Origin of the sequence: Phytoactinopolyspora endophytica, from assembly GCF_004138495.1 — a bacterium.
Classification (GTDB): Bacteria; Actinomycetota; Actinomycetes; order Jiangellales; family Jiangellaceae; genus Phytoactinopolyspora; species Phytoactinopolyspora endophytica.
The window spans coordinates 116,801-129,194 of record NZ_ML142852.1 but is presented as its reverse complement, the minus strand read 5'-3'; the positions used below and the strand labels follow the sequence as shown (position 1 = coordinate 129,194).

Here is a 12,394-nt window from a genome sequence, read left to right as displayed (position 1 = left end):
GAGCGCGTCGTCGGGAACCCCTTCATACGCGACCGGCCGGGTGAACCGGTCGAGCGCCGCCGCGCCGACGGACGTCGCCGACGGCACGGTGGTGGCCGGCCACGGCCCGCCGTGCTGCTGACCCCAGGTCAACCCCACGCCGGGCGTCCAGCCGTCGACGACGACGCGGCCGACGGTGTGCGAGATCCGCCGCACCAGCCGGGCGACATCCGGGTCGCGCTCACCCGACGTGATGACGCTGGCGGCGAGCGCCCCTTGCAGCTCCTCCATGACCGTCGCCAGCTGCGCCGGGTCGTCGTACTCGGCGACCAGGAGCACCGGGCCGAAGCACTCTTCGAGCAATCTCGAACCGCGCCGCAGCGCGGACGCCTCGACGGACATCACGGTCGTCGGCACCGACCAGCCGCCGTCCGGCCCGGGCACGGTTGCGAGGACGGTTGCCCCGGCCTTCTGGAGCTCGTGGAGCCCGGACCGGAAAGCGTCCGCGATCGCCGATGTCAGCAGCCACCCTTGCGGTGCGGCATCGGTGACGGCGCGGGCCAGGGCGTCGGCCGCTCCGCTGCCCCGGGGTACCAGCACCAGGCCGGGCTTGGTGCAGTACTGGCCCATGCCCAGGGTGAACGCGCTCACCAGCTCGGCGGCCAGCTCGGTGATCCGGGACCCTGCGGACGGGGTCACCAGGACGGGGTTCACCGTGCCCATCTCCGCGTACACGGGAATCGCGACGGGACGCTCGTTGGCCAGCCGCCACAACGCCATGCCGCCGGCCTGCGAGCCGGTGAAGCCTACCGCTGCCGTCGCCGGCGCCGTCACCAGACGCTGGCCGGCCTCGAACCCAGCGACCAGAGCGAACACAGCCTCCGGGGCACCCGCGTCAGCCAACGCGGCGGCGGCGAGCGTGCCGAGCCGCTCGCTGAGCAGGGGATGAGCCGGATGGGCCTTGACGACGACCGGACAGCCCGCCGCCAGCGCGGATCCGGTGTCGTTGCCCAGCACGCCGTAGGCGAAGGGGAAATTACTGGCGCCGAAGACGGCGACCGGGCCGAGCGGCTGCCGCACGCTGTGCAGCGTCGCACCCGTTGGGATCCGGTCGAGGGTGGCGCGAAGCCAGGACCCCTCCTCGGCGACGTCGGCGTAGAAACGGAGCTGTTCGACGGCGCGGACCAGCTCGGCGTTCAGACGCGTGGTTCCCTTGGCGGTCTCGGCATCGGCGAGCGGGAGCAGGCCGTCGTCGTTCTCCATGGCCGAGGCGATGGCGCGCAGCCAACCGGCCTGGATCTGCGGCGGCTGCTCGGCGACCTCGTCGACTACTCGAGCGGCGGCGTCGAGCGCGCGGTCCACGTCCCCAGGAGCGGTCGGCACGGCACGGCCGTTCGTCTGGCCGGTTCTCGGGTCGAAGCTGTCCAGAGTGCTCATCGATACTCCGATCAGTGGATCAGTGGATCAGTGGATCAGCAGGTTCCGGGCGTGACGACGTGTTCGCGGACGCTGCTCTCCAGCACCGACAGCGCGTCCAGCAGGAGAGCGTCGTCGATGACCAGCGGCGGCAGCATGCGGATCACGTTGCCATACGTCCCGCAGACGAGGACGACGACGCCGTCGGCGTGGCAGCGGGCCGCGATGTCCTTGGCGACATCCGGTGCCGGGTCCGTCGTCCCCGGCCGGACGAGCTCCAGCGCCAGCATGGCGCCGCGGCCGCGGACGTCGCCGACGACGGGACTGGTTTTCTCCAGATCGCGCAGCCGGGGCATGACCAGCGCTTCGATGGTGCGGGCCCGTTCCACCAGGTTCTCCTGCTCGATGGTCTCCAGCGCCCCGAGGGCGGCGGCGCAGGCCACGGGGTTACCGGCGTAGGTTCCGCCGAGACCGCCGGCGGGGACGGCGTCCATCAGCTCGGCACGCCCGGTCACGGCGGACAGCGGCATCCCGCCGCCGAGCGCCTTGGCCGTGCAGATCAGATCGGGGACGATCCCCTCGTGTCCGCAGGCGAACATGTCGCCCGTGCGGGCGAAGCCGGTCTGAATCTCGTCGGCGACCAGCAGGATGCCGTGGGCCCGGGCGAACTCCTGCAGACCGGACAGGTAGCCGGGCGGTGGAACGATGAAGCCGCCCTCGCCCTGGATGGGCTCGACGACGATCGCAGCCACCCGGTCGGCGCCGACCTGGCTGAGCACGATGTCCTTGAGCCGGTCCAGGGCCTGCTCGGCCGCGTGCCGCGAGCAGCCCGGCCAGCGGTACGGGTACGGGAACGGCGCCCGGTATACCTCCGGCGCGTACGGGCCGAACCCGTCCTTGTACGGAACGTTCTTGGCGGTCATGGTCATCGTGAGCAGGGTGCGGCCGTGGTACGCGTGGTCCAGGACGATGACGGCCGGGCGGCGGGTGGCGGTCCGGGCGATCTTGACCGCGTTCTCCACCGCCTCGGCGCCGGTGGTGAACAAGGCGGTCTTCTTGGGGTGGTCTCCGGGGGTGAGCCGGTTGAGGGCCTCTGCCACCTCCACGAACCCGTCGTATTCGGTGACCATGAAACAGGTGTGAGTGAACCGCTCCGTCTGCTCGCGGACGCGCTCGACGACGGCGGGCGCAGCGGCGCCGACGCTGGTGACCGCGATGCCGGAGGCGAGGTCGATGAGGTGGTTGCCGTCGACGTCGACGATGATGCCGCCACCGGCGCGCTCCACGAAGACCGGCAGGGTGACGCCGAACCCGTCGGTGATGCTCGCCTGCCGACGTTTGTGCAGCTGCGTCGATCTGGGTCCCGGAATCGCCGTCCGGACGATCCGCCGTTGTTCGGGTGCTTCCACACATCCTCCTCGTGCCGCGCCCGCCTGGCGTTCGTCGGGCATGTGGAAGCACGGTAAGGACTCATCGCCGCCGGCGTCATGGGATGATCTGACCATCGCTATTGCATACTTGGTCGATTCATCCAAGGTGGACCTGTGAACTCTCCATCGGTTGGAATGGTGAGCCTCGCCGCCCTGTGCGATGTTCTGCCCGGCGACCTGTGTCCGGTCGACCCCGAGGTCCCTCCCGACGCGGGCATCAGCGCGGTGCATGTCAGCGAGCTGCCGGATCCCACGGTCTATCTCGACGGGGGCGAGCTCGTGCTCACCACCGGCCTGACCCTGCCGAGGGATCTCTCAGGGTGCCGCGAGTATGTGGAGCGGCTGGTCCGGGGCGGGGTGGCTGCGCTGGCGTTCGGCGTCGGACCGGTGCATCGGACGGTGCCCCCACGGCTGGTGAATGCGTGTCGCGACGCCGGGCTGTGCTTGCTGGAAGTGCCGGAGCCGACGCCGTTCCTCGCCATTACCAGGGCGTTCTGGGCCGCCGTCTCGAATGAGGACCGGCGTGAGCTGTCCGCCGCGCTGGAAGCGCACCGCAGGCTCGTCGACGCGGCGATCGGAACGGATCCGGTCCCCGAGGTGCTCCGGGCGCTGGCGGCGGCTGTCTCCGGATGGGCGGCTCACCTGGATCCGGACGGGGAGTTGAGGGCCGTCTGGCCGGGCGACCGCGAGCGCGATGTGCGGATCCTGCGGTCCGAGACGGTGCGGCTGCGGATGGCGGGAATCCGGGCGGCCGCGACCTTCCCGCTGGGCGATGACGATGTCGTCGTACATCCCCTGGCGACGGGTGATCGTGTCGTCGGGTTCCTCGCGACCGGGGCACCGCCGCCGATCTCGGCGACGAGCCGGCACGTCGTGCTCACCGCGTGCGCGCTGCTGAGCCTGGATGCCGTGCGGGGTCGTCGGCGCGGCGAGGCGGAGATGGCGTCGAGGGCCGCCGTCGCGCAGCTGCTGGACCTGGGCGAAATCGCCGCGGCTCGTCAGCTGGCCGCTCGACTCCGGATCACCGTTCCGGAAGGGCCGGTGCGTGTCGTTGCGATCGATGGCGTGGACGGGGACACGGCTCTCGACGCGGTCGCCACCGCCTGGCCCGACGGGGACGCGCTCGGTGTCCCTGAGCGCGCCGCATCCGGTGACCGAGCCGGGGCGCACGATGCTCGTTCCGCGCCGACGGCCGGAGCGGCCAGTTCGGTGGACCCGGAGGGTGCACCTGCGGCCGGCGCGGATTCTCGAAGCGGCGGGGCATGGTGCGTCGTCGCCGACGACGGGCGGCGGTTCGATCCGGCTGCGCTGCGGGAGGCCCTGGCCGTGCACGGGGAGGGCGCGTGTGCCCTGGTCGGGCCGCCGGTCCCGCTCGAGCAGCTGGCGGCGCAGCGTTCTCGTCTGGTCGCGGACCTCCGACGGCGTGCGGCGGCGTCGGTGGGCGAAGTGGTCGCCGGGATAGACCCCGGGGCGCCCGGGGATGCGCAGGGCACGGTCGTCGGGATGGCAGCGTCGCGCGCGCAGGCGGTGCTCGAGCCGCTGTTGGCGCAGGAGCGATCTGAGATCGTCGACGCGGTCGTGGCCTATCTGCGGCATCAGGGCCAATGGGAGGCGGCCGCCCGGGAACTGGACGCGCACCGCAACACCTTGCGATACCGGATCGGCCGGGCCGAGGCGTTGCTCGGCCGGGAGCTGCGCGATCCGGACGTCGCCGCGACGACGTGGTTGGCGCTGCGTGCGCTGAGCCTCGCGTGAGGTGTCCCGCACACGATGACGTCGCGTGCAGGCAGCAATGCGTGGCGGCAGAACGGCGACGCAGTCTGCCCGCCCGAGGGCGCAGCGGCTCCAGGGGCACTAGGGGTGAGCGAGCAACTGCTCAAGGCGTAGCGCCCCCGCACGGACCCGAGCAGAGTTCAGGAGTGGTGCTGGTTCGCGTCGGCGCCGTAGCGTAGTCCGTCGATGAGGAGTGCGACCATGCGTTGGTTGAATGTGGCGTCCTCATCGCTCATCGGCATGCAGAGCTTGGCGACGGCGCTTAGGAGGTCCTTGGGCGCGATGCCGTCACGAATCTCGCCGGCGCCGACGGCAGCTTCGAGCAGTGAGCCGGCGGCAGGGCCGAGCCGCTGCATGAAGTAGCCGGGCAGAGCGTCGAATGCCGGGTCACCTGAGTGCAGCGCCTTGGCGAGTCCTCGTTTGGTCGCGATGAACTCGGTGTACCGGTGGATCCATTTCTCGAGTGCTACGCCGGGCTCATGCGTTGCGGCCAGTGTCTGCGCCGCGTCCGCGGTGGCATCCACTTCGCGCTGAAAGACTGCCTTGACCAGGTCCGAGCGCTGCGGGAAATGCCGGTACAGCGTTCCGACCCCGACACCGGCCAGATCAGCGATCTCCTTCGCGGGCGCGTCCACGCTGGACGTGTTGAAGACGGACTTCGCGGCCTCAAGCAGGGAGTCGATGTTGCGCTGCGCATCGGCGCGTAGCCGGCGCGGCGCACGTTCAGGCTCGCCCGGACCGCCCGGACCGCCCGGACCGGCTCGGGTCGACGCCGTGTACTCCGTCATTGCACTCCTTCGCTTGCGTTCCGGAATACCTTTCCGTATAGTTCTGGAAAGGTATTCCGATTCGGTCTCCAGGATACGACATCGGAAGAACGTTCACCACACTCGACACATCCCTGGAGCATCGCATGCAGTACCGCGCCCTCTGCCGGACCGGCATCGACCTATAGACGTCAGCCTTTCGGGCGCTCGTGCCGCCGGGCACCTGGAGTCTCGTCATCCGAATCTGTCGCTCACTCGAATCGATTGGAACGTGCATGTCCGAAACGTCCCAGCCTGCGCAGGAACGGGCCACCGGGCCCGATCCTGGGCGCTGGCGCGCGCTGGCGTTCATCGCCACGGCCCAGCTCATGGTCGTGCTCGACGCGACCATCGTCAACATCGCGCTGCCATCCGCCCAGGCTGACCTGGGTATCTCCGACGCCAACCGGCAGTGGGTGATCACCGCCTACGCGCTGGCCTTCGGTGGTCTGCTGCTGCTCGGCGGCCGCGTCGCCGACATGTGGGGGCGGAAGAACACCTTCCTCACCGGCCTGGTCGGCTTCGCGGTCGCCTCCGCCATCGGCGGGGCCGCTGCGAATGAGGCGATGATGTTCGCCTCCCGCGCCCTGCAAGGCGTCTTCGGTGCGCTGCTGGCTCCGGCCGCGCTCTCCCTCCTGGCGATCACGTTCACCGACGGCCGCGAACGCGCCCGCGCGTTCGGCATCTTCGGCGCCATCGCCGGTGGCGGCGGCGCTGTGGGCCTGATCCTCGGCGGTCTGCTCACCGAGTACCTGGACTGGCGCTGGGTCTTCTTCGTCAACATCCCGATCGCCGCGGTCGCGTTCCTCGGTGCCACCGCCACGATCAGCGATCCGGCCGGCAGCCGCAACCGCTCGCCGCTGGACATCCCGGGTGCGCTCTTGGGGACGCTGGGCCTGGTGTCCCTGGTCTACGGCTTCACCAGGGCTGAGAGCGAAGGGTGGAGCGACAACGGCACCATCGCCATGTTCGTGAGCACCGTGCTGCTCTTGGCGGCGTTCGTCCTGGTGGAACGCCGGGTCAGGGCGCCGTTGCTGCCGCTGCGGGTGGTGCTGAACCGCAATCGTGGGGGTGTTTACCTGGCACTCGGGCTGGCCGTCATCGCGATGTTCGGGCTCTTCCTGTTCCTGACCTACTACATGCAGATCGTCAAGGGCTACAGTCCGATCAGAACCGGGGCGGCCTTCCTGCCGATGGTCGCCGGAATGGTCACCGGCTCCACGCAGATCGGCGCCCGGCTGATGACCCGCGTCCCGGCACGGTACGTGATGACCCCGGGCCTGCTGGTGGCCGCCACCGGCATGCTGACTCTGACCCAGCTGCAGCTCGACAGCTCCTACGTCAGCACGCTGCTGCCGGGCATGATTCTGCTCGGGCTGGGCCTCGGATCGACCTTCATGCCGGCCATGAGCCTGGCCACGTACGGGGTCGAGCCCCGCGACTCGGGTATCGCGTCCGCGATGATCAACACATCGCAGCAGGTGGGTGGCGCCATCGGCACCGCGTTGCTGAACACCATCGCGGCTAGCGCGACCACGTCCTATGTCGCTACCCACGTGGCCGGCACGCCGTCGCCGGAGCTGGCGCGGCTGGAAGGAATGGTGCACGGCTACACGGCCGCGATCTGGTGGGCGGTCGGCATCCTGACACTGGCCGCGGTCATCGCCTTCGTGTCGGTCACCGCCGGCAAACAGAGCGGCCACGTGGCGACCGAGGATTCAGGCGAAGAGCCGGCGCCCGCCATGGCGCACTGATCCCAGCGCTCGAGCGCTTGCGTCCTACGGGCCGATGCCTATGCCGCTCGGTCCGCAGGACGCTTCGCTCGTGGCGTCCTGGCCCGCTGACTGCCGCGGGCCTGTCAGACCCAGGCGCTAGCGTCGCACGCATGGAACTCGATTTAGCTGGCCGTCGCGCCCTGGTGACGGGGAGCAGCGGCGGTATCGGTGCCGCCATCGCGGACAAGCTCGCCGCCGAAGGGTGCGGCGTTCTGGTGCATGGGCGGAGCAAGGAAGCGGCTCAGGGCGTCGCTGAGCGGATCCGTGCGGCCGGGGTCGACGCCGACGTGGTGCTGGGCGACCTGACCACAGATGGCGTGGTGGAGCAGGTCACGGGTGCCGCGCTCGACTTCGGGGTGCGAATCCTGATCAATAATGCCGGTCCGTTCGCGGAGCATGACTGGGAGACGTCGGACCCCGACGACTGGCACCGGGCGTTCGACGGCAACGTTGTCAGCGCCGTACGGGTGACTCAGGCTTTGCTGCCTTCCATGCGTGAGCAGGGGTGGGGCCGGGTGGTCAACATCGGCAGCCGAGCGGTCACCACGCCGCTACCGAACATGGTGGAGTACTCCGCGGTGAAAGCATCGGTGGTGAACATGACCACGTCGTTGGCGCAGCACCTCGCGGGGAGTGGTGTGACCGCGAACTGTGTCAGTCCCGGGGTGATCCTCACCTCGTCGTTCGAGCGCATGTTCCGCACCCGGGTAGGCGACGGTGTCGATGACTGGTCGAGGCTGGAAGCGGAGGCGACTGCCGATTACGCCCCGAACCCGGCCGGCAGGCTAGGACGCGCCGAGGACATCGCACACGCGGTGACCTTCCTGGCCAGCCCGCTCGCGGGATACATCAACGGGGTGAACCTCCGTGTCGACGGCGGCATCACGCGCACACCCTGACACCGATGATCATCAACGCCTGAGCCGTGCCACGGCCGGTTCAACGGTTGACGGTCACGGGAGAAAACCCTTCGACAGGGTGGAGACCAGTGACTGAGACTGGACAGTTGTGGGCCACGTCGATCTGAACACCATCTCCTTCACATTGCCGGACGGCCGTGTGCTGCTTGACGACATCTCCTTCCGGGTAGGCGACGGCGCCAAGGTGGCCCTCGTCGGCGCCAACGGTTCCGGAAAGACGACGCTGCTGCGGATCGTCGCGGGAGATCTCGACCCGGACCAGGGAGCTGTGACACGCAGCGGAGGGCTAGGCGTGATGCGGCAGTTCGTCGCCCGCGCCGCGGAGGACGTTCGGGCGCTCCTGCTGTCGGTTGCTCCGCCACGCGTGCGGAAAGCCGCGGCCAGGGTGGACGCGGCCGAGCTGGTGATGATGGAGCGCGACGACGAACCGGCACAGATGGCCTATGCGGCGGCACTGTCCGAGTGGGCGGACGCCGGCGGCTACGAGATCGAGGTGCTGTGGGACGTCTGCACCACGGCTGCACTCGGCGTGCCGTTCGAACGCTGTCGTTGGCGGCAGGTCTCGACGCTCTCCGGCGGAGAGCAGAAACGCCTGGTCTTGGAAGCGTTGTTGCACGGACCCGACGAGGTACTGCTGCTGGACGAGCCGGACAACTTCCTCGACGTGCCGGGCAAACGTTGGCTGGAGGAGCGGCTGACGGAGACGCCGAAGACCGTCTTATACGTCAGCCACGACCGCGAGCTGCTGGCGCGCACGGCCACGCGCGTCGTGACGGTTGAGCTCGGAGCGGCGGGTAACACCGCGTGGGTCCATCCCGGCGGGTTCGCGTCGTACCACGAGGCTCGCCGCGACCGATTCTCTCGGCTGGAAGAGCTGCGTCGTCGCTGGGACGAGGACCATGCCAAGCTGAAGGCGCTCGTCCAGATGTATAAGCAGAAGGCCGCATACAACTCGGACATGGCATCCCGGTACCGGTCCGCGCAGACGCGCCTGCGTCGATTCGAAGAGGCAGGCCCGCCGCAGGCCATCCCGCGGGAACAGGACGTGCGGATGCGACTGCGCGGAGGCCGCACCGGCAAGCGCGCGGTGATCTGTGAGGGGTTGGAGCTCACTGGTCTGATGCGCCCGTTCGACCTGGAGGTCTGGTACGGCGAGCGGGTGGCGGTGCTGGGATCGAACGGCTCAGGGAAGTCGCACTTCCTGCGGTTGCTGGCGGTGGGCGGAACCGACCCGGAGACCGAGCACATGCCGGTCGGTGACGTGTCCATCGGGCCAGTGGCACACACCGGGCAGGCGCGGCTCGGTGCGCGTGTCCGGCCGGGATGGTTCGCTCAGACCCACGACCATCCGGAGCTGGCCGGGCGCACGCTCCTGGAGATCCTGCACCGAGGCGACGGGCGGCGGGCCGGGATGCCGAGGCCCGAGGCGAGCCGGGCGCTCGACCGCTACGAGCTCGCCTACGCCGCGGAGCAGACCTTCGACTCGCTCTCCGGCGGCCAGCAGGCGCGGTTTCAGATCCTGCTGCTGGAGCTGTCCGGTGCCACGTTGCTGCTGCTCGACGAGCCGACGGACAACCTGGACCTGGTGTCGGCGGAGGCCCTGCAGGATGGGCTGGAGGCGTTCGACGGGACCGTGCTGGCTGTGACGCACGATCGCTGGTTCGCCCGGGACTTCGACCGCTTCCTCGTCTTCGGGGCCGACGGCACGGTGTACGAGTCGCCGGAGCCCGTCTGGGACGAAGGCCGCGTCGCCCGCCCACGTTGAACCTGCCCTCCACGTCGAATACATGCTGGCAGCTGCGACGTCGGACAAGGCAGAACCGTACTGTCTACGGAACTGTTCTGCCATGGGCGGTGCGTCGACTCGTGGATGTTGTCCGGCCGGGATGACATGCTCGGCTCATGGAGCCGGTGAAGGTTGTTGAGGCGTTGTGGGATCGGATCGAAGCACGCGACTGGGCGAGTGTGGCAGGTCTCGTAGCGGAGGATGCGGTCATCGAGTGGCCGGTGAGCCGTGAACGCATCGTCGGGCGTCAGAACTTCGTCGCGGTGAACAGCGAGTATCCGGAAGGCTGGTCGATCCGTGTCCTGCGGATCGTCGCCGATGGTGACGAGGTGGTGTCTGAGGTCGAGGTTCCGCATGTGGGCTTGGGCGTGTTCCGGGTGGCCTCGTTTTGGACTGTGCGTGACGGCGTGATCACCAGCGGGCGCGAGTATTGGACCAGCCTCGGAGGAGACCCCGCGCCTGAATGGCGTGCGCCTTATAGGGAGCATCGACCAGGTCCGCTTTGACCTCGCCGCTTGTTGAGTGTGAGTTGCGTTAACTACCCGCTCGGCCGGCTCTATCCGCGACTGACGCTCAAGAAGCGGAGCGAACACGGCCACCAGATGCGACAGATAACGGTTATCGTTTATGCTGTGTCGGAATTTTGTCCTTTATGAGGAGACCGACAACCGTGCCTGTCCTACGAAATGCGGCCGTGGCTCTGCTCGCCCTGCTGATGGTCACAGCGTGCTCGTCCGGCGGCGACGAGTCCGAGTCCAGCGATTCGCCCGGCACCGCGGGCTCGACCGAGTCCAGCGACGCGGCCGGCGCCGACACCACGCTCAGGTTCGTCACGCCCTACACCGTTCGGAGCCTTGACCCCGTCGAGCAGGGACTGTGGTCCCCGGAGTGGGGATACGGCGAGCTGCTCATGCGGGCCACCGAGGATGGAGCGGTGGAGCCGTGGCTGCTTGAGGCGCTCGACGCTGACGACGCCACCACGTGGCGGCTGTCCCTGCGCCCGGACGTGACGTTCAGCAACGGGAACCCTCTCGACGCCGAGACTCTGGCCGCGGTCTTCGAGCACCACCTTGCCAACAACCCCCTGGTCGAGGCGAACCTTCCGGGTGCGACGATCACCGTCGAGGACGATGCGACGCTCCTGCTGCAGACCAGCGAGCCGGTCAGTAACCTGCCCAACCTGCTGGCCGCGGAAGACATGGTCTCGGTGTTCGACGCCGCCGCGCTGGAAGCGGCGGGCGACGACCCACAGGCAGTCATAGACGCCGGCATCTACACCGGCCCGTACGTCGTCGCCGGGCTCGACGAGAACGAGATGACCCTCGAGCGCAACGACGACTACTGGGGCGGCGACGTGGCCTTGGCCGGTGCGAGCGTTCGGTTCGTGCCGGATGAGCAGGCGCGCGTCCGCGCCGTGGAGAGCGGTGAGGCGGACGTCGCGCTCTACCCGCCGACGTCGCTGCTCACGCCGCTGGTCGACGCCGGCACCGGTCCGACGCTGGCCGTCGCCGAGCAGCCGTTGCAGCAGTTCCGCGCGATCCCGAACCTGAACGAGGCGCCCATGGACGACGAGGCAGTACGGCAGGCATTCGCCCTCGGTCTCGATTACCAGGCGATCGCCGAGCAGGTGCTGGACGGCTTGTACACGGCGCCCACCGGTCTCTTCCCGGACAGCGTCGGCTACGCCCTGCAGACCCAGAGCACCGCTCCCGGCGAGGCCGCCGACCTGCTCGAGGAAGCGGGCTGGCTCCCGGGTGATGACGGCGTCCGGGAGAAGGACGGCGAACCGCTGAGCATCACCGTGCTGCACTATCCGCAGCAGCCCGACACCGAGCAGATGGCGCTGGCCATGCAATCCCAGCTCGCCGAGATCGGCTTCGACGTGACGTTGGAGCTGACCGATGACAACTACACCACGATGCGCGAATCGGACAGCTGGGACGTCGGCCTCTCGCTCGACGGCACGCTGGGATACACCTACGACCCGGTCGGGCGGTTGCGTGACTTCCTCACCACCGACGGGGAGCGCAACTTCGGTGGAGTCAGCAGCACGACGCTCGACGGGCTGGTCGACGAGCTGCTGGCGGAGCCGGAGCCGGACCAGCAGCGCCCGCTTCTCGAAGAGGCCCAGCAGGTCATCGCCGACGAGGCTCTGGTGGTGATCGTGGCGCAGCGTTCGTCGCCTGCCGTGGTCTCGGAGCAAACCGCCGGCTATCGGCCGTCGTCCGTCCTGCACCACCTCAACGCCAGCACGCTCGCTGGTTAAGCGTCCACGCTGAACGTGTGGACTCCGACGCTGCGGCGGGCGGGGCAGGCACTGGTGACCCTGGTCGCCGCAGCGTTCGTGGTGTGGTGCCTGCAACTGCTGGCACCCGCCGACCCCGCCCGGCAGGTGCTCATCGCCCAGGGTGTCACCGACCCGACAACGGCCCAGGTCGCCAGCCTCCGTGCCGAGCTCGGTCTCGACGACGCCGCCCACACCCGGTTCGGACGGTGGGCGGCCGGCCTC

Annotated in this window: 9 protein-coding genes and 1 pseudogene; 7 read left to right on the top strand and 3 right to left on the bottom strand. The window is 69.2% G+C overall.

Annotated features, from left to right (window positions below; all coding sequences use genetic code 11):
- Both ELR45_RS08935 and gabT read right to left on the bottom strand, forming a co-directional pair.
- A partial coding sequence (locus ELR45_RS08935; RefSeq protein WP_205856276.1) for an aldehyde dehydrogenase family protein occupies positions 1–1,416 on the bottom strand: 1,416 nt, incomplete at its 3' end.
- Between the two features lie 35 nt (positions 1,417–1,451).
- The gene (gene gabT, locus ELR45_RS08930; protein ID WP_129665263.1) at positions 1,452–2,846 is read right to left on the bottom strand and encodes a 4-aminobutyrate--2-oxoglutarate transaminase; all 1,395 of its coding nucleotides are present in this window, start codon (positions 2,844–2,846) and stop codon (positions 1,452–1,454) included.
- A gap of 93 nt (positions 2,847–2,939) precedes the next feature.
- Here gabT and ELR45_RS08925 point away from each other — a divergent pair, with 93 nt between their 5' ends.
- Positions 2,940–4,580 (top strand): PucR family transcriptional regulator, encoded by a 1,641-nt coding sequence (locus tag ELR45_RS08925; protein ID WP_129665261.1) that lies wholly within the window; start codon positions 2,940–2,942, stop codon positions 4,578–4,580.
- Positions 4,581–4,738: 158 nt separating this feature from the next.
- Here the strand turns inward: ELR45_RS08925 and ELR45_RS08920 are convergent, their stop codons facing one another.
- A complete protein-coding gene (locus ELR45_RS08920; RefSeq protein WP_129665259.1) occupies positions 4,739–5,386 on the bottom strand; it encodes a TetR/AcrR family transcriptional regulator in 648 nt (215 codons plus the stop codon).
- 254 nt (positions 5,387–5,640) lie between these two features.
- Between ELR45_RS08920 and ELR45_RS08915 the strand changes: the two genes are divergently transcribed.
- The 6 genes and pseudogenes from ELR45_RS08915 to ELR45_RS34850 all read left to right on the top strand — a co-directional run.
- Positions 5,641–7,158 (top strand): MFS transporter, encoded by a 1,518-nt coding sequence (locus ELR45_RS08915; RefSeq protein ID WP_129665257.1) that lies wholly within the window; start codon positions 5,641–5,643, stop codon positions 7,156–7,158.
- Positions 7,159–7,289: 131 nt separating this feature from the next.
- Positions 7,290–8,078: an SDR family NAD(P)-dependent oxidoreductase gene (locus ELR45_RS08905; RefSeq protein WP_129665255.1), complete on the top strand. Its 789-nt coding sequence runs from the start codon at positions 7,290–7,292 to the stop codon at positions 8,076–8,078.
- 109 nt (positions 8,079–8,187) lie between these two features.
- Positions 8,188–9,864: an ABC-F family ATP-binding cassette domain-containing protein gene (locus ELR45_RS42595; protein WP_129665253.1), complete on the top strand. Its 1,677-nt coding sequence runs from the start codon at positions 8,188–8,190 to the stop codon at positions 9,862–9,864.
- Positions 9,865–10,001: 137 nt separating this feature from the next.
- Positions 10,002–10,391: a nuclear transport factor 2 family protein gene (locus ELR45_RS08895; protein ID WP_129665251.1), complete on the top strand. Its 390-nt coding sequence runs from the start codon at positions 10,002–10,004 to the stop codon at positions 10,389–10,391.
- Between the two features lie 164 nt (positions 10,392–10,555).
- Positions 10,556–12,151, top strand: a complete 1,596-nt coding sequence (locus ELR45_RS08890) for an ABC transporter substrate-binding protein (protein WP_165367621.1) — start codon at positions 10,556–10,558, stop codon at positions 12,149–12,151.
- A 15-nt stretch (positions 12,152–12,166) separates the two neighbouring features.
- Positions 12,167–12,394 (top strand): annotated as a pseudogene (locus ELR45_RS34850) (ABC transporter permease); the annotation flags it as partial.